General features: G+C 71.5%; 14 protein-coding genes and 3 pseudogenes. 9 read left to right on the top strand and 8 right to left on the bottom strand.

The annotated features are described in order from the left end of the window. Positions 1 to 120 precede the first annotated feature (120 nt). Both ACIQUT_RS04545 and ACIQUT_RS04540 read left to right on the top strand, forming a co-directional pair. Positions 121 to 753 carry a DinB family protein gene (locus ACIQUT_RS04545; RefSeq protein ID WP_403559144.1) on the top strand — a complete coding sequence of 211 codons (633 nt, stop codon included), beginning with the start codon at positions 121 to 123 and terminating at the stop codon, positions 751 to 753. Between the two features lie 83 nt (positions 754 to 836). Beyond that, positions 837 to 965 (top strand): annotated as a pseudogene (locus ACIQUT_RS04540) (LLM class flavin-dependent oxidoreductase); the annotation flags it as partial. 103 nt (positions 966 to 1068) lie between these two features. Here ACIQUT_RS04540 and ACIQUT_RS04535 read toward each other — a convergent pair. Further along, positions 1069 to 2238, bottom strand: coding sequence for a protein-L-isoaspartate(D-aspartate) O-methyltransferase (locus ACIQUT_RS04535; RefSeq protein ID WP_403559142.1), 1170 nt, complete (start codon positions 2236 to 2238; stop codon positions 1069 to 1071). 6 nt (positions 2239 to 2244) lie between these two features. Next, positions 2245 to 2385: a hypothetical protein gene (locus tag ACIQUT_RS04530; protein WP_403559140.1), complete on the bottom strand. Its 141-nt coding sequence runs from the start codon at positions 2383 to 2385 to the stop codon at positions 2245 to 2247. Positions 2386 to 3058: 673 nt separating this feature from the next. Between ACIQUT_RS04530 and ACIQUT_RS04525 the strand changes: the two genes are divergently transcribed. From ACIQUT_RS04525 to ACIQUT_RS04505, 5 genes and pseudogenes are all read left to right on the top strand, one after another. After that, positions 3059 to 3313, top strand: a complete 255-nt coding sequence (locus ACIQUT_RS04525; protein ID WP_403559347.1) for a hypothetical protein — start codon at positions 3059 to 3061, stop codon at positions 3311 to 3313. Next, positions 3285 to 3734: pseudogene (locus ACIQUT_RS04520) on the top strand (DUF6879 family protein); the annotation flags it as partial. The gene ACIQUT_RS04525 and the pseudogene ACIQUT_RS04520, both read left to right, overlap by 29 nt. Positions 3735 to 3821: 87 nt before the next feature. Continuing rightward, positions 3822 to 4667 (top strand): helix-turn-helix domain-containing protein, encoded by an 846-nt coding sequence (locus ACIQUT_RS04515; RefSeq protein ID WP_403559344.1) that lies wholly within the window; start codon positions 3822 to 3824, stop codon positions 4665 to 4667. A gap of 190 nt (positions 4668 to 4857) precedes the next feature. Continuing rightward, positions 4858 to 5073 (top strand): annotated as a pseudogene (locus tag ACIQUT_RS04510) (LLM class flavin-dependent oxidoreductase); the annotation flags it as partial. Between the two features lie 28 nt (positions 5074 to 5101). Further along, positions 5102 to 7645, top strand: coding sequence for an ABC transporter (locus ACIQUT_RS04505; RefSeq protein WP_403559138.1), 2544 nt, complete (start codon positions 5102 to 5104; stop codon positions 7643 to 7645). Between the two features lie 88 nt (positions 7646 to 7733). Here the strand turns inward: ACIQUT_RS04505 and ACIQUT_RS04500 are convergent, their stop codons facing one another. The 4 genes from ACIQUT_RS04500 to ACIQUT_RS04485 form a co-directional block, all read right to left on the bottom strand. Then, positions 7734 to 8384 (bottom strand): hypothetical protein, encoded by a 651-nt coding sequence (locus ACIQUT_RS04500; protein WP_403559136.1) that lies wholly within the window; start codon positions 8382 to 8384, stop codon positions 7734 to 7736. 263 nt (positions 8385 to 8647) lie between these two features. Next, positions 8648 to 9403 carry a succinate dehydrogenase/fumarate reductase iron-sulfur subunit gene (locus tag ACIQUT_RS04495; protein ID WP_403559134.1) on the bottom strand — a complete coding sequence of 252 codons (756 nt, stop codon included), beginning with the start codon at positions 9401 to 9403 and terminating at the stop codon, positions 8648 to 8650. Next, positions 9400 to 11406: a fumarate reductase/succinate dehydrogenase flavoprotein subunit gene (locus ACIQUT_RS04490; RefSeq protein WP_403559132.1), complete on the bottom strand. Its 2007-nt coding sequence runs from the start codon at positions 11404 to 11406 to the stop codon at positions 9400 to 9402. Before ACIQUT_RS04490 ends, ACIQUT_RS04495 begins: the two co-directional genes overlap by 4 nt. Before the next feature lie 2 nt (positions 11407 to 11408). Next, positions 11409 to 12113 carry a succinate dehydrogenase gene (locus ACIQUT_RS04485; protein ID WP_403559130.1) on the bottom strand — a complete coding sequence of 235 codons (705 nt, stop codon included), beginning with the start codon at positions 12111 to 12113 and terminating at the stop codon, positions 11409 to 11411. A 96-nt stretch (positions 12114 to 12209) separates the two neighbouring features. On the opposite strand from ACIQUT_RS04485, the gene ACIQUT_RS04480 reads away from it, so the two are divergent. Next, on the top strand, positions 12210 to 13091 hold the full coding sequence (locus tag ACIQUT_RS04480; protein WP_403559127.1) for a LysR family transcriptional regulator: 882 nt from the start codon (positions 12210 to 12212) through the stop codon (positions 13089 to 13091). A 91-nt stretch (positions 13092 to 13182) separates the two neighbouring features. Here the strand turns inward: ACIQUT_RS04480 and ACIQUT_RS04475 are convergent, their stop codons facing one another. Continuing rightward, positions 13183 to 13827 carry a TetR/AcrR family transcriptional regulator gene (locus ACIQUT_RS04475; protein ID WP_403559124.1) on the bottom strand — a complete coding sequence of 215 codons (645 nt, stop codon included), beginning with the start codon at positions 13825 to 13827 and terminating at the stop codon, positions 13183 to 13185. A 105-nt stretch (positions 13828 to 13932) separates the two neighbouring features. Between ACIQUT_RS04475 and ACIQUT_RS04470 the strand changes: the two genes are divergently transcribed. Next, positions 13933 to 15003: an FAD-dependent monooxygenase gene (locus ACIQUT_RS04470; RefSeq protein WP_403559122.1), complete on the top strand. Its 1071-nt coding sequence runs from the start codon at positions 13933 to 13935 to the stop codon at positions 15001 to 15003. A gap of 33 nt (positions 15004 to 15036) precedes the next feature. Here the strand turns inward: ACIQUT_RS04470 and ACIQUT_RS04465 are convergent, their stop codons facing one another. Further along, the gene (locus ACIQUT_RS04465) at positions 15037 to 17181 is read right to left on the bottom strand and encodes a putative bifunctional diguanylate cyclase/phosphodiesterase (protein ID WP_403559341.1); all 2145 of its coding nucleotides are present in this window, start codon (positions 17179 to 17181) and stop codon (positions 15037 to 15039) included. Positions 17182 to 17227: the final 46 nt, after the last annotated feature.

The following is a 17227-nucleotide window of genomic DNA, read 5'->3' as shown; positions in this document are numbered from 1 at the left end:
GTCGGTCGGCCGTCGGAAAACCGGTACGCGATGGGGTGCCCGCCGTGCCAGGCTGGCGGGCTGACAGACCGTCCCTCCCCCGCCGCCGCCTCCCGCGGCCGGACCGCCACCGGAGCACCCGTGACACCAGCCCGCCTGATCCCGCTCCTCCAGCAGTTCGACTTCGCGTACGAGCGCCTCTCCGGCCGCATGTCGGGACCCGTCATGGACAGCGGCGACGGGACGCAGACCCGGGTCGGCGCCCCGCTGACCGACGAGGAGTACCTCTGGGAGCCGGTGCCGGACTGCTGGTCGGTACGACGGCGCTCCGACGGGCCGGGGCCGCGGGCGACCCTCCTGGCCGGCGCCCGCACCGGCGACTGGGGACGCGACGCCGCGGCCTACCCGCACCCCTGGCCGCCGCCGTTCACCACCCTGGCGTGGCGCCTGAGCCACCTCGGCGAGATGCTGGCCCTGCGCGCCGACCACACGGCCGGCAGCCACGCCCTGACCCGGGACGACCATCCGGTCAGCGGGACCGCGGCGGAGGCCGTCACCGCGTTCGAGGCCGGTGCCGCGGCCTGGCGGAAGGCACTGCTGGGCCTCGACGACACCGCGCTCGACACCATCGGCTACTGCACCTACCCGCACGGCAGCGACGCGGAGGAGCCCCTCCTCGACATCGTGTGGTGGGTCAACCAGGAACTGCTGCACCACGGAGCCGAGATCGCCCTGCTGCGCGACCTGTACCGCCACCGCGCACCGCAGCACTGACACCACCGCCGGCCCCGCCCCGGCAGCCGCGCCGCCCCGCCCCGGTCGGGGAATCCTGACAGGCGCGAGACGTTGAGACCTGTGTGATCCGCAGACTCTCCGTCCTCGACCGGTCCCGCACCCGCGAGGGGCACCCCGCGCCCCACGCCGTGCGCGACACCGTCGAACTCGCCCGGCAGGCGGAACGGCTGGGCTACCACCGGTTCTGGGTGGAGTGCACACCCTTGTAGCCACGCGTTTTCGCAGGTCAGCGGCAGATGGAAGCCCCGCCCACGCGCCACGGGAGCAGCGCACAGACGGGGCGTACGGAGAGGGTCAGCCCACTGAGGGGACGGGGTGGTCCGGAGAGTCGAGCCAGGCTTGTCCCCCGTCTCTGTCCACGGTCAGCCCGAACCGATCGAACCCGGGCCGTCCCCGCACTTCCCACCAGAGGTAGGCCGCTTCCGTCTCGTCCCATAGCCTTCGCGGCCCGGACTGCACCACGTCGAAGGAATCCGCCCCTGGTTCGTAGTCAGCCGAGGCCCAAGACAGGGTGTCGGTGCTGTAGGTCCACAGCGTGTACGTGCCGTCGTCGTAGCGCTCCACGGACCAGAACGCCCCGGGCATCTGGAGCCCGATAGCGAACTGTTCCACCCATCCGCCAACCTCGGTGGGCAAAAGCGTGGTGGTGCTCCTGTCGCCGTCCGCAGGCCACTCCTTGCCCTTGAGATAGGCGTCATGGGGGTGCAGTTCCGGGCGCTGCTGCCGAAGCCGCATAAAGGCACTGGAGCGCGTGAACCGGCCACTTGCAGTTCCGCCGTCCACGGTCAGCCTGACGATGGCCTCACCGCCGTACAGGGTCCCCCAGGGGGCCACGATCAGCCCGCCGCCGACTGTCTGGTCTACCCATATCTGGGGCACCTCCCCAACTGAGCATGTCGCGATGACGCGGTCATATGGAGCCCTTCTGGCGTACCCCAACCGGCCGTCTCCGACGATCACCAGCGGGGACAGGCCTGCGCTGCGCTGGTTCTCCCCGGCCCCCTTCGCAACCTCGGCGTCGAACTCGATGGAGACGACGTTCTCTGTGCCGAGTCGGTGTGCGAGCAGCGCCGAATTCCAGCCCGTACCCGTCCCGATCTCAAGGACCCTGTGTCCGTCCTTCACCTCAAGATCGGCCAGCATCGAGAACACCATGTGAGGCTGCGAACTGGAGCTGGAAGGCGTCTTGCCCAGCTCATCCCCGCTGTGGCTGCCGTCGTCCCACTGAGTGGTCAGCGGGATATCGGAGTACACCGCCCTGAGCCACGCGTCCGGGTCCTTGGCGCGGTCCACCACGGGGTTCTGCCGGGTGCCGTCCGCCATGCCCGGCCAGATGCGGTCAGGGACGAACATGTCGCGGGGGACTGCCTTGAACGTCGGCAGCCAGTCAGATTGCAGCGCACCCGAAGCAACGAGCGCAGAGGCGAGCCCCGAAGGGACCACCTCCTCTTTGCGTGCGGTCATCCGGTGCTACTTCGCGGGGCCGGAGCCGTCGGAGGAGTTGCCGCCGCTCGTCTCCGAGCCGCCGCCCCCGTGTCCGCGTCCGCTGCTGCCGTCGTCCTGCTGACTGCCGCCCTGGCAGCTTCCGGAACCGCCGCCGTGCTTGGGCATCTGGTGCTCCTTCACCCGTGATGGTGTGGGGGTGCTGACCCACCCTGGCAGGGCGGGAGTCTGTGTCAGGTCTTCTCGACCCGATGAACAACGGCGATGTCCTCGAACCCTCGAAGGAACCGGCTGTGTCCCTGGTTCAGGCCCGTATGGGTCATGCACTGACGGTCTGCTGCCGCTACGCCGCCGCCGGGCAGAGCCGACCATCCACAGCCCGTGTAGAGGCAGCTCGCCACCACGGTGGGCATGGTCTCCGGGTCTCGGATGATTCGGTGTTCGGTGTGTCGGATTACGGATCTCACGGCCGGCTGCCGCCTGCCTGGACGCACCGAAGGTGCCAGTAGGCGACACAGCCCGGTCCGTCCCTCCGGGCAAGCGTCCCTCGACGGGCGGGCAGGTCCAGGGGGATCGGTTTGCGGCAGGACGGGCACGTCTCGCGCTTCGGGGGTAGGTCACATAGTCGAACTCATCGTTTGCTGCGTCAGCACTGCTCACCATGCCGCCGTCCCCTCGGTGCCGTCGTGGTGATGAGGACGTTAAAGGGCGCCGCGTCGGCAGCTCCATCAACTTGCATGAACTTGCACGCCATTTCGTTGCAGGCGGTCTTGACTGTCTGCGCAGTACCGGGAGGACGGCCGTGCAAGTTCAGGCAAACCACATCCGGAAAGAGGCCGTCATGGCGCTACGGTTCGTTGGGATCGACCCGAACACCGGCCTTGAGCACTGCCCCACCGTCTGGGCTGACGAAGAGGCGGGAGAACTGGTGTTGCAGGGGTGGAAGGCAGGCTCTGCACTCCGCGCGACCTGTGAGGCGAGCAGCCCGGCCAAGGGCTCGATCCCTGACAGCGAGGGAATCATCAGGATTCCGGCCCGCATGGTGCCGATGATCAGGGAAGCGAGCGATGCCGTCGAGCGTTCCGCTATTCAGTGAGCTGCTGGGCAATGCCCGTGAATCCGCTGTCCATTTGGAACTACGGGACGACTACGGGACCAACCCCCGGCTAGAAGCATGGCAGCGCGGGGAACGTGTCAACTGGGACAACCGTGAATCCTGGTTCCATCCGTTCCACCAGGACATTGTGGATGCCGTCGCGCGTGGTGTGGTTGTGCGCCGTGCCCGTGTGGTTTCGGAGCCTGTCAGCGAGTACATCCGCTGGGAGCACTACGCCACGCACGCCAACGTCATTGCTGGCGAAGACGTGCGCTGGCTGCCGCGTAGCCAGGCAACGGGTTTCCTGGTTCCCGCCAATGATTTCTGGCTGTTCGACGGAGAACTGATCCGTATCCACCACTTCGCCGGGGACGGCCGTCACGTCATGGACGAACTGAGCACTGAAGCCGGCATCTTGAAGCTCTGTGGCAGTGCATTCGAGGAAGTCTGGCAGCGAGCAACCCCGCACAGCGAATACGCGATCCGAGTCGAACCGGACAGCCAATTCATGTCATCCCCTTCGTCCAAAGCCCAAGCAGCCAGGGAAGCCGTAGCCGGTCGGTTGCGGGAAATCAGGCTTGACGCAGGAATCACAGCCCGCGAGTTGGCTGTCCGGTGTAGGTGGAGCGAGTCCAAGTCCTCGCGGATCGAGCACGCCAAGACGCCACCCAGCGACGCGGACATAAGAGCCTGGTGCACAGCATGCGGCGTGCCGGGGCTTGCCGATGATTTGATCGCCTCCAACCGTCAGGCCGATTTCATGTACGTCCAGTGGAAGCGGCTACAGCGAACGGGCCTAAGGCAACTTCAGGAGTCGGGCGCACCCCTCTACGAGCAGACGCAGCAATTCCATGTGTACTGCTCCAACGTGGTGCCCGGCTTTTTTCAAACTCCCGGCTATGCAACCGCGTTGCTGACTTCAATTGCACAGTTTCGCGGAACACCAGACGACGTGTCGGACGCCGTGCAAGCACGCATGGACCGCTCGCATGTTATCCGTGAGGGCGATCACCGATTCGCTGTGCTGGTTGAAGAGTCAGTGTTGCGGTACCGGATTGGCAGCGCCGAAATCATGGCCGCCCAACTAGGCCACCTGCTGTCGGTCATGGCACTCCCTTCAATCTCGCTGGGAATCATTCCGTTCACGGCATCCCGGCAAGCTTGGCCACTGGAAACCTTCACCATCTTCGACCGTCAGCGTGTTCACGTGGAAACACTTTCAGCGGCCATCAAGGAAACTCAGCCGAGTGACGTAGCGCTGCACCTCAAGGCATTCGGGAATTTGAAAGAGGTTGCCGCCTACGGGCCTGAGGCTCGTTCCCTCATCGCAGCTGCCATTGATGCCGTGGGCTGAAACACAGAAAGCCACGCACCGGCTACCGGGAAGCCAGCTGGTGCGGGACTGGGGTCAGCGGCCGGGTCTCGGCGGCCAGGGCACTCGGCCACTCCCCGACATACGGGGAGGCCAGAACGACCAAGGTCACCCGACCAGTCGACTGTATCGATTCGGATCGACCTACCACTAACGTGCAATTGTTTATGAGATGGGCGCGAAGGAACGGGAGCTGTACGAGGGCGCGCTCGCCGGGCACATTCACGGCACCGGGGAGCGGGTGGCGGCCGAGCTGGCCGAGGTGTCCGCGCTGACCGGGGCGGACGAGCTGCTGGTGACGACGTCCACGTACGACCGTGCCGCCCTGCTGGAGTCCTTCGGGCGGCTGGCCCGCCTGGCCGGGCTCTCGGGGCCGGCGGGGGCCTGAGCTGCGGCACCCCCGTAAAGTGGGGCGAATGCACCAGACCGCCGAGCCGCCCCCGGCCGCCCAGCCCCGCAGCCACGACCCGTTCATCCGCGTGCGGGGTGCCCGGGAGCACAACCTGCGCGGCGTCGACGTGGACATCCCGCGCGACGCACTGACCGTCTTCACCGGGGTCTCCGGCTCCGGCAAGAGCTCGCTGGCCTTCGGCACGCTCTACGCCGAGGCCCAGCGCCGCTACTTCGAGTCGGTGGCCCCGTACGCGCGGCGCCTGATCCACCAGATCGGCGCGCCGAAGGTCGACTCGGTCACGGGCCTGCCGCCGGCCGTCTCGCTGGAGCAGCGGCGCTCCTCCCCCGGCTCCCGCTCGTCGGTCGGCACGGTGACGCTGCTGTCCAACTCCCTGCGCATGCTGTTCTCCCGCGCCGGCGCCTACCCGGAGGGCGCGCCGCGGCTCGACTCCGACGCCTTCTCCCCCAACACGGCCGCCGGGGCCTGCCCTTCCTGCCACGGGCTCGGCAGCATCCACCGCACCAGCGAGGAACTCCTCGTTCCCGACCCGGGGCTGTCGATCCGTGAGGGCGCCATCGCGGCGTGGCCCGGGGCCTGGCAGGGCAAGAACCTGCGGGACATCCTGGAAGTGCTCGGCCACGACGTGGACGTGCCGTGGCGGGAGCTGCCGGCGGCCGACCGGGAGTGGATCCTGTTCACCGAGGAGCAGCCGGTGGTGACCGTGCACCCGGTGCGGGACGCGGACCGGATCCAGCGGCCGTACCAGGGCACGTACATGAGCGCCCACCGCTATGTGATGCGGACCTTCTCGGACAGCAAGAGCGCCACCCTGCGGGCCCGCGCGGAGCGGTTCCTCGCCGACTCCCCCTGCCCGGTGTGCGAGGGGCGGCGGCTGCGGCCGGAGGCGCTGGCCGTGACGTTCGCGGGACGGACGATCGCGGAGCTGGCGGCGCTGCCGCTGACCGCCCTGGACCGGCTGCTGGCCGAAGCCGCGCCCGCTGCACCGGGGGCGCCGGGCGGAGCGGGGGCGCAGGGCGGAGCGGGGGCGCAGGGCGGAGCGGGCGGGGAGGCGGCGCGGGTGCTCGCCGAGGACCTCCGGTCCCGGATCGGGCCCGTCGTCGAGCTCGGCCTCGGCTACCTGAGCCTGGACCGCACCGCGCCGACCCTGTCGGCCGGCGAGCTGCAGCGGCTGCGGCTGGCGACGCAGCTGCGGTCGGGGCTGTTCGGCGTGGTGTACGTGCTGGACGAGCCGTCGGCGGGGCTGCATCCGGCCGACACCGAGGCGCTGCTCGGCGTACTGGACCGGCTCAAGGCGGCGGGGAACACGGTGTTCGTGGTGGAGCACCATCTGGACGTGGTGCGGCACGCGGACTGGCTGGTGGACGTGGGTCCGCGGGCCGGTGAGCACGGCGGGCGGGTGCTGCACAGCGGGCCGCCGCGCGAGCTGGCCGGGGTCGCGGAGTCGGCGACGGCGCGGTACCTGTTCGGGGCGGGCGGGGACGGCCAGGTGCGTGAGGAGCACGAGAGGCGCAAGGGGCACGGGGGACACGCAGGGCACGAGGGGCGCGCGGTGCGGGACGGGCGCGCGGTGCGGGAGGCGGCCGGGGCCGTCCGGCTGGAGCGCGTCGACCGGCACAACCTGCGGGATGTGGACGTGGAGTTCCCGCTCGGGGTGTTCACGGCGGTCACCGGGGTGTCCGGATCCGGCAAGTCGACCCTGGTGGGGCAGGTGCTCGCCCGGGAGGTCGGCGAACGGCTCGCCGAGCCGGACTTCCCTGTGCGGCGGCTGGTGGAGGTGGACCAGAAGCCGATCGGCCGCACCCCGCGGTCCAACCTGGCCACGTACACCGGGCTGTTCGACGTGGTGCGCCGGCTGTTCACGGCAGCTCCCGAGGCGCGGGCGCGCGGCTGGAAGGCGGGCCGGTTCTCCTTCAACGTGGCGGGCGGCCGGTGCGAGACCTGCCAGGGCGAGGGCTTCGTGTCGGTGGAGCTGCTGTTCCTGCCCAGTACGTACGCCCCGTGCCCGGACTGCGGGGGCGCGCGGTACAACGCCGAGACGCTCCAGGTGCGCCACGAGGGGCTGAACATCGCGGAGGTGCTGGCACTGACGGTGGAGTCCGCGGCCGCGTTCTTCGCCGGGGTCCCGGCGGCGGCGCGGAGCCTGAAGGCGCTGGAGGAGATCGGGCTGGGCTACCTGCGGCTGGGGCAGCCGGCGACCGAGCTGTCGGGCGGCGAGGCGCAGCGGATCAAACTGGCGACGGAGCTGCAGCGGCAGCGCCGCGACCACACCCTGTACGTGCTGGACGAGCCGACGACCGGGCTGCACCCGGCCGATGTACGGGTGCTGCTGCGGCAGTTGCACGGGCTGGTGGACGCCGGCCACTCCGTGGTGGTCGTCGAGCACGACATGGACGTGGTGGCGGGCGCGGACTGGGTGGTGGACCTGGGGCCCGGCGGCGGCGCGGACGGCGGCCGCATCGTGGCCGCCGGCACGCCCCGGCAGGTCGCACGCGCGGGGCAGGGCCGCACGGCGGACTACCTGGCCCGGGCCCTGGGCGCGGAGTAGAGGCGGGGCAGCGCCCCGCAGGGGCGCGGGGAACTGCGACCAGCCCCCACCGGCCCGCGGTGTCATGACCGGACTACCCGCGGAGCGTTCAGGCGTCGCCGGGGAGCAGGTGCTGCGGGACTTCGCGGAAGCTCCAGCGGCCCTGGCTGCGGGTGAACAGCCACACCAGGTCGTGGCGGTCGGGCCAGGCGGCGGGGACGCCGAGCACGTGGTGTGCCCCGAGGGAGCGGACGAGGCGGGGGACGCCCTGGTGTTCCCAGCAGACCAGCACCGGCATCGGGGCGGCCAGCACGGCGCCGGCCAGGGCGGCTTCGGCGCCGACGGCGAAGTCGGTGCGGACGCGGGTGTGCAGGGCGGCGGCCAGCGGCGCGACGGTCTGGCGGCAGCGGGCGGGCGCCGCTGCCCCGCCGGCGGCGAAGACCGCGGCGGGGCGGGGCAGCAGGGAGCTGCGGGTCGGTGTGAAGAGCCGTGGGAGCTCCTCGGCCCGGCGTCGGCCGCGTCCGGCGAGGAAGCCGGGGCTCTCGTTGCCGTCGCCGTCCTCGCCGGTGTCCCCGGCGTACGGTTTCTCCGCGTGCCGGATCACCATCACCAGCGCGTCCTTCGCCGGGGCTCCCCCGGGGCCCCGGGCCGGGGGGCGGGGCGATTCCTCGGCGGAGCAGCCGGCCGTCGCGAGCGCGGTGAGGGTGGCGGCCAGCACCGTTCGGCGGCGCGGCCCGGACCCGCGGAGGGCTTCTCGCATGGGGCCACTGTTGCCCATGGCACGGAGCGGTCGCGGGTGCGGCACGTCGTGGCCCGGGCAGAGCGCCCGGTCGGCCGATCGATCGGCCGACCGGATCAACCGGACGGACCAGCCGGGCGGATCGACCGAACGGAGCAGCCGGGCGGATCGACCGAACGGAGCAGCCGGGCGGATCGACCGGACGGAGCAGCCGGGCTGATCAGCGGGTCGATCTGTCGGCAGGATCAGCTGGTCGGTCGGCGCGCGCCGGCGGGGCGAAGGCGTCAGCTCCGGGCCTTTCCGCGCTTGCCGAGGGCGCGGAGCCACTCCCGGTTCATGGCGGCGATGGACGGCAGCGGGATGCCCTTGGGGCAGGCCGTGGCGCACTCGCCGGTCAGGGTGCAGCCGCCGAAGCCCTCCTCGTCCATCGTGGCGACCATGTCCAGGACGCGGGTCTCCCGCTCGGGCGAGCCCTGCGGCAGCACGTTGAGGTGGTTGATCTTGGCGGAGGTGAAGAGCATGGCGGAGCCGTTGGGGCACGCCGCCACGCACGCGCCGCAGCCTATGCACTCGGCGTGCTCGAACGCGTGGTCGGCGGCGTCCTTGGGCACGGCGGTGGCGTGGGCCTCGGGGGCGGAGCCGGTGGGGGCCGTGATGTAGCCGCCGGCCTGGATGATCCGGTCGAAGGCACTGCGGTCGACGACGAGGTCCTTGACCACGGGGAAGGCGGCGGCGCGCCAGGGTTCGACGTCGATGGTGTCGCCGTCGGTGAAGGACCTCATGTGCAGCTGGCAGGCGGTGGTGCGCTCGGGGCCGTGGGCGTCGCCGTTGATGACGAGGCTGCAGGCGCCGCAGATGCCCTCGCGGCAGTCGTGGTCGAAGGCGACCGGGTCCTCGCCCTGCAGGATGAGGTCCTCGTTGAGGGTGTCGAGCATTTCGAGGAAGGACATGTCGCGGGAGACGCCGTCGACCTCGTAGGTGACCATGGCGCCGGGGGCGTCGGGGTTCTGCTGGCGCCAGACGCGCAGGTTGAGCCTCATGCGTAGCTCCGCTGGGTGGGGTGGACGTACTCGAAGACGAGGGTTTCCTTGTGGAGGACGGGCGGGGCGCCGGTGCCGCGGAACTGCCAGGCGGCCGCGTAGCCGAACTCCTCGTCGCGGCGGGCGGCCTCGCCGTCCGGGGTCTGGGACTCCTCGCGGAAGTGGCCGCCGCAGGATTCGGCGCGGTGGAGGGCGTCGAGGCACATCAGCTCGGCGAGTTCGAGGTAGTCGACGATGCGGTTGGCCTTCTCCAGCGACTGGTTGAACTCCTCGCCGGTGCCGGGGACCTTGATGCGGCGCCAGAACTCCTCGCGGATCTGCGGGATCCGGGTGAGGGCCTTGCGCAGTCCGGCGTCGTTGCGGGCCATCCCGCAGTACTCCCACATGAGTTCGCCGATCTCGCGGTGGAAGGAGTCGGGGGTGCGGTCGCCGTCGACGGAGAGCAGCCGCTCCAGGCGGTCGCGGGTCTCGCGGACGGCGGCGGCGACCTCGGGGTGGCTGTCGTCGACGGGGTCCTGGTGGGGGTGGCGGGCCAGGTAGTCGTTGATGGTGGAGGGGAGGACGAAATAGCCGTCGCCGAGGCCCTGCATGAGGGCGGAGGCGCCGAGGCGGTTGGCCCCGTGGTCGGAGAAGTTGGCCTCGCCGATCGCGAACAGGCCGGGAACGGTGGTCTGGAGGTCGTAGTCGACCCAGAGGCCGCCCATCGTGTAGTGCACGGCCGGGTAGATCCGCATCGGGACCTCGTACGGGTTCTCGGCGGTGATCCGCTCGTACATCTCGAAGAGGTTGCCGTACTTCTCGGCGACCTTGTCCCGGCCCATGCGGCGGATGGCGTCGGCGAAGTCCAGGTAGACGCCCTCCCGTCGCCCACCACCGCCCTCGACCGAGGAGCCTTCGGCTCCGCCCCCCTGGTCCTGGCCACCGGGGCCGACGCCGCGGCCCTCGTCGCAGACGTTCTTGGCGGCCCGGGAGGCGATGTCGCGGGGGACGAGGTTGCCGAAGGAGGGGTAGATCCGCTCCAGGTAGTAGTCGCGCTCCGCTTCGGGGATGTCGGCGGGCGGGCGGGTGTCCCCCTTGGTCTTGGGGACCCAGATCCGGCCGTCGTTGCGCAGGGACTCGCTCATCAGCGTGAGCTTGGACTGGTGGTCGCCGGTGCGCGGGATGCAGGTGGGGTGGATCTGGGTGAAACAGGGGTTGGCGAAGTACGCGCCGCGGCGGTGCGCCCGCCAGACGGCGGTCGCATTGGAGTTCATGGCGTTGGTGGAGAGGTAGAAGACGTTGCCGTAGCCGCCGGTGGCGAGGACGACGGCGTCCGCCCGGTACGTGGAGATCTCGCCGGTGACCAGGTCGCGGGCGACGATGCCGCGGGCCCGGCCGTCGACGGTGATCAGGTCGAGCATCTCGGTGCGGGCGTGCATCTCCACGTTGCCCGCGGCGATCTGCCGGGACAGTGCCTGGTAGGCGCCGAGGAGGAGCTGCTGGCCGGTCTGGCCGCGGGCGTAGAAGGTGCGGGAGACCTGGACGCCGCCGAAGGAGCGGGTGTCGAGGAGGCCGCCGTACTCGCGGGCGAAGGGGACGCCCTGGGCCACGCACTGGTCGATGATCTCGACGGATATCTGGGCGAGGCGGTGGACGTTGGACTCGCGGGCCCGGAAGTCGCCTCCCTTGACGGTGTCGTAGAAGAGCCGCTGGATGGAGTCGCCGTCGTTGCGGTAGTTCTTGGCGGCGTTGATGCCGCCCTGCGCGGCGATGGAGTGGGCGCGGCGCGGGGAGTCGGAGTAGCAGAACTGGACGACGTGGTAGCCCTGCTCTGCGAGGGTGGCGCCGGCGGCTCCGCCGGCCAGTCCGGTGCCGACGACGATGACGGTGTGCTTGCGGCGGTTGGCCGGGTTGACGAGCTTGGCCTCGAAGCGGCGGCGGTCCCAGCGTTCGGCGATGGGGCCGGCCGGGGCGTTGGTGTCGGCGAGGGGCTCGCCGGTGGTGTAGCGCGTGTAGTCGTTCACGGTCAGTTCACCACTCCGGTCATGACGGCGACGGGGACGGAGACGAACCCCGCGAAGAGGAGCAGGGCCAGGGCGTTGGCGAGGGCCTTCAAGGTGCGGTCGCGGCGGGCGCTGCCCGCACCGAGGGTCTGGGCCGCGCTCCAGAAGCCGTGCCGGACGTGCAGGCCGAGGGCGGCCATCGCGGTGATGTAGATGGTGTTGCCGTACCAGGTGGAGAAGGTGGCGAGGACGTTCTCGTAGGGGTGGCCGGCCCAGGCGCGCTCGTTGACGGTGAGCGTGGTGAGGTCGAGCAGGTGCCAGACGATGAACAGGCCGAGGATGACGCCGCCCCAGCGCATGGTGCGGGTCGCGTAGCTCGCGCGGCGGCGCTTGTGGGCGTACCCGACCGGGCGGGCCTTGATGTCGCGGCGGCTGAGCTGGTAGGCGGACACGGCGTGGGCGACGACGGCGGCGAGCAGCACGATGCGGGCCGCCCACAGGCCCCAGTGGCTGTGCAGGAAGGGCTCGCCCATGTGACGGAGCCAGCGTCCGTAGGCGTTGAACTCCTCCGGGCCGAAGAAGATCTTGAGGTTGCCCATCATGTGGACGACGAGGTAGCCGAGCATGATCAGGCCGGAGACCGCCATCACGGCCTTCTTGCCGACGGTGGATTCCCAGAGCGTGCGCGGGGTGGACGGCCGTCGGCCCGTCCGCGTTGCCAGAGCCATGGGACAAGACGGTAGGGACCGGCACCCCGAGAGGTCCAAGACATGATGGTGCTGATGTCGATAGGCATGACCTATGAAGGCGGGTAGCCTGGGGAGATGCAGTTCCAGCAGCTCCTGTACTTCGTGGCGGTCGCCGAGACCCGACACTTCACGCGGGCGGCGGAGCGGGTGCACGTGGCCCAGCCGTCGCTGTCGCAGCAGATCAAGGCGCTCGAACGGGAGCTGGGGGCGGAGCTGTTCAGCCGGGCGCGGGGCAATATCGCGCTGACCGACGCGGGCGAGGCGCTGCTGCCGCTGGCGCGGCGGATCCTCGCGGACGCGGACACCGCGCGGCTGGAGGTGCAGGAGCTGGCGCAGCTGCGGCGCGGGCGGGTCCGGCTGGGGGCCACGCCGAGCGTGTGCACGGGCCTGCTGCCGGATGTGCTGCGGGCCTTCCACACGGCGCATCCGGGGATCGAGCTGCTGATCGAGGAGAGCGGTTCGCTGGATCTGGTGCGGGAGCTTGCACGCGGGGCTCTGGACCTGGCTCTGATCGCACTGCCGCTGCCTCCGTCGGCGCCGGCGCTGGACACGGTGGAGCTGCTCACGGAGGACCTCGTGGTGGTCTCGTCGGCGCAGCTGCCGCCGCCGGGGGGCGGCGGTCCGCTGACCGTGTCGGGTCTGCGGGACGAGCCGATGGTGATGTTCCGCCACGGCTACGACCTGCGGGACCTGACGGTTGCCGCCTGCCGGGCGGAGGGCTTCGAGCCGGTGTTCACGGTGGAGGGCGGCGAGATGGACGCGGTGCTGGGCTTCGTCCGCGCGGGTCTCGGTGTCGCCGTGGTGCCGGCGATGGTCGTCGGCCATGCCGGGCCGGGGCTGCGCAGCACTCCGCTGGAGGGCGCTCCGCTGCGCCGCACGATCGCGCTGGCCCACCGCACGGACGTCGCCCCGCCGCGCGCGGCCCGCGAGCTCAAACGCATCCTGCTGGGCGGCTGATCCGCGGGCCGGCGGCGCCACCGGGGACGAGGGCGCGGCCTGAGGCGGGGGTGCGGCCTGAGGCGAAGGTGCGGCCCGGGGCGGGCGGGTGTCAGGCGCGGGGTATGGGCAACTCCTTGTCGAGCCCGCCGGCCAGCATGGCGAAGGCCAGGTCGGCGTCGGCGACGGCCGCGGGATGGGCCTCGTCGGCGCTCTGGCCGGCGGCGATCCGCCGCCAGTTCTCGTGGCCCAGCTCGTGCCGGACCGTCACCAGGTGTGCCGCCGCGAGGCGCGCCGCGAGCGGCGGGACCGATTCCGCCTCCAGGACGGCGGCGAGCAGTTCGACCTCGCGGGCCGTGTAGTGGTTCAGCCGGGACGCCAGGCTGGCGGTGGCGTGGAGGAGTTGCTGGAAGGCGACCACTTCCGGGTGGTCGCACAGGCCGGTGATCGGGTCGCGCTCGGCGAGCGCGGCCAGGAAGTGCGCGCGCACCGCGGCGACCGGGGTCTGGCCGGCGGTCCGGTCGCGCACGATGCGGGCGGCCTCGTCCTGATGGTCGGCGAACCGGTCGAGGACCAGGTCCTCCTTGCTCGGGAAGTACCGGAACAGGGTGGGTTTGGAGACCTCGGCCGCCGCGGCGACGTCCGCCACCGACACCGCGTCGAAGCCCCGCTCCAGGAAGAGCTCCAGCGCCGTCGCCGCCAGCTGGCGGCGCGTACGGAGCTTCTTGTTCTCGCGCAGACCCGTCGTGTTCTCCATGCGCAGACCCTAGCACGACTTCATGACCGAGTAAATTTTTTAACCGGGTTGCTTTTTCTGGCGCGAGCCGCTTTCCTTGAGGCAACGACGAGGAAGGGACATCCGATGACCGACGCACTCATCGCGGGCTCCGGCCCGACGGGGCTCACGCTCGCCTGCGACCTGGCCCTGCGCGGCCTGCGCGTGCGGATCGTGGACCAGCGCGCGGAACCGCACCGCGAATCCCGCGGCAAGGGCCTGCAGCCCGCCGGCCTGGAGGTCTTCGACGGACTGGGCCTGGCCGAACGCATGGCCGCCGTGGGCCGGAAGGAGCTGGTGCTGCGCAAGTACTTCGACGGCGCCCACGTGCGCGACACCCCCGCCCCAGGCGACGGCCTGCTCGTGGGGCAGTGGCAGGTCGAGGAGGTGCTGCGCGGCCGGCTCGCCGAGCTCGGCGTGCACGTCGAGTACGGATCCCGGCTGGCCGCGATCCGGCAGGACGCGGCCGGGGTGGACGCCGAGCTCGCGGACGGCACAGTGGTCCGGGCCGCGTACCTCGCCGGCTGCGACGGCGGGGGCAGCACCACGCGCAGGCTCCTCAGGATCCCCTTCGAGGGGCACACCGCGCAGGAGGAGGAGATGGTGCTGGGAGACGTGCGGGCACCCGGGCTCAGCCGGGAGTTCTGGCACCAGTGGTTCACCTCCGAGGAGGCCGGGATCCTGCTCTGCCCGATACCGGGGACGGACGTCTTCCAGCTGCAGGCCTCGCCGGAGCGGGACGAGGAGGGCAGGCAGCTGCCGCCGTCGCTGGAGGGCTTCCAGCGGATCTTCGACCGGCACGCCCGGATGCCCGGCATCCGGCTGGCGGACCCCACGTGGCTCTCGTCCTGGCGGATCAACGTCCGCATGGCCGCCCGGATGCGCGAGGGCCGGGTGTTCCTCGCGGGCGACGCGGCCCACGTGCACCCGATAGCCGGCGGGCTCGGCATGAACACCGGCATCCAGGACGCTGCGGCCCTCGCCCGGACCCTGGCCTCCGCCCTGACCGGGACCGCCGGTCCGGAGGTGCTCGACGCCTACCAGGCGGAGCGGCTGCCGGTCGCGGCGGAGGTGCTCGCCGACACCACGCGGCGGTACGAGCGGGTCGTCGAGGCGGTGCGCACTCCCGGCCGCGGGACCGAGGCCGGCATCGAGTAGCACCGCGGGCGGCCCCGGCCCGGCGGGGGCCGGTCAGGAGGGCGTCGGAACCGCGTCGGAGAGGGAGAGGGCGTGGATGCGGTCGGGGGCGCCGGGGCGGGCGTAGTACCAGCCCTGCGCGGTGTCGCAGCCGAGTGCCCGCAGCTGGGCCGCCTGGGCGCCGGTCTCCACGCCCTCGACGGTGACGGCGAGTTCGAGGCTGTGGGCCAGCGCGACGATGCCTTCCACGATCTTGACGTCGACCGGGTTGGCGGGCTGCTGCTGCATCCCCTTGGTGAAGGAGCGGTCCAGCTTGAGCACGCTGACCGGCAGGCGGCGCAGGTTCGCGAGGTTCGAGTAGCCGGTGCCGAAGTCGTCGAGCGCGATGTCCACGCCGAGCTCGGCGAGGCGGTGCAGCGGTTCGAGGAGCTCGTCGTCGGCGCCGATGAGGGCGGACTCGGTGACCTCCAGGCACAGGGCGCCGGGGGCGAGGCCCGCGCTCTCCAGCACCGCGACGGTGTCCGCGACCAGTCCGGGGTGCTGGAGCTGGGTCGGCGAGAGGTTGACGTTGACGCGCAGCGGCGAGCCGCCGTGCTCGCGCTGCCAGGTGCGGGCCTGGCGGACGGACTCCTCCAGGACCCAGCGGCCGAGCGGCACGATCAGCCCGGTGCGTTCGGCGAGCGGGATGAACCGGTCCGGGCCGAGGACCCCGTACTGCGGGTGCTCCCAGCGCACCAGCGCCTCGGCGCCGCGGACGCTGCCGTCGTGCATGTGGACCAGCGGCTGGTACTCGATGAAGAACTCGCCGCGTTCCAGCGCCGCGGGCAGGGCGTTGGTCAGGCCGTGCCGGGTGATGGCGCGGGCGTCGGCCTCCGCGTCGGCGAACTCGAAGCGGCTGCCGCCGGCCGCCTTCGCCCGGTACATGGTGATGTCGGCGCTGCGCAGCACCTCGGCCGGGGTGCGCTCCCCGGCCGGGCCCTCGACGATGCCGATGCTGCCGCGCACCGACAGCTCCCGGCCCTCGATGCGGATCGGCGCCGAGAGGGCGGACAGGATGCGGACGGCGAGCTCGGTCACCTTCTCCTCGGTGTCCGGGCCGGTCGTGAGGGCGACGAACTCGTCGCCGCCGAGCCGGGCGACGACCTCGCCCTGGCCGGTGACGCAGCTCTGCAGCCGGTCGGCGACCTCCACCAGCAGCCGGTCGCCCGCCGAGTGGCCGAGGCTGTCGTTGACCGCCTTGAACCCGTCGAGGTCGAGGTAGCACAGCCCGAACCGGCTGCCGCCGAACCCGCTCAGGGCCTTCTCCAGCCGTTCGAAGAACAGGGTCCGGTTGGGCAGGCCGGTCAGCGCGTCGTGGGTGGCCTCGTAGCGCAGCCGCAGGTTCAGCAGCCGGCGCTCGGTGGTGTCCTCCATCAGCGCCAGCTGGTACTGCGGGGTACCGTCGGCCTCCCGCAGCAGCGACACCGTCAGATTGGTCCACAGGACGGTTCCGTCGTGCCGGTAGTACGGCTTCTCCACGCGGTAGCTCTCGCGTTCGCCGCGCACGAGCTCGCCGTACATCCGCCACACCTGCGGGGCGTCGTCGGGGTGCCCCCACTCGCTGATGTTGCGGCCGCGGACGTGCCCGCCCATGCCGCCGAACATCTGCAGCAGCGCGTCGTTGACCTCCAGGACGTTGCCGTCCAGGTCCGCGATGCCGATGCCGACGGCCGCGCCCTCGAAGACCGCCCGGAAGCGCTCCTCGCTGGCGTGCAGGGCCTGCTGGGCGTCGACACGGGCGGTCAGCGCGGAGCGGGCGATGGCCTCCTGCTCCTTGAGGGTGCGCTCGCGCAGGGCCCGGGCGAAGCCCGCCGCGATCTGGTGCTGGAGCCGGGCGCACCGGGACCGGTACTCCTCGGCGCCCTCCACGCCGACGCCGTCGGAGCCGCAGTAGAGCACGAGGTACGACTCGACCACGCCGAGCGTGCCGGCCAGCGCCTCCGGGTCGGTGCAGTGCACGGCGACGAGGCCGGCCCCGACCTGCTGGGCGGCGGCCGCGTCGAAGGGCCGGGCGTGCAGGGCCTCGGTGAGCGTCCGGGTGAGCGGCACCAGGTGCTGCTCGAACTCGACGCGCGTCAGCGAGGTCGCCGTGAAGGGGAAGATGGCGCGGCCCCAGATCGTGGCGAAGCGCCCGATCCGGTCCTCGAGCCCGCTGCTCAGCGCGGCGGGGCCCGCCGGGGTCGTCGGCGGGCCTGCGGGCGGGGCC

This window comes from Streptomyces sp. NPDC090445, from assembly GCF_044769385.1.
Classification (GTDB): domain Bacteria; phylum Actinomycetota; class Actinomycetes; order Streptomycetales; family Streptomycetaceae; genus Streptomyces.
This window is presented reverse-complemented; position numbering and strand designations above follow the sequence as displayed.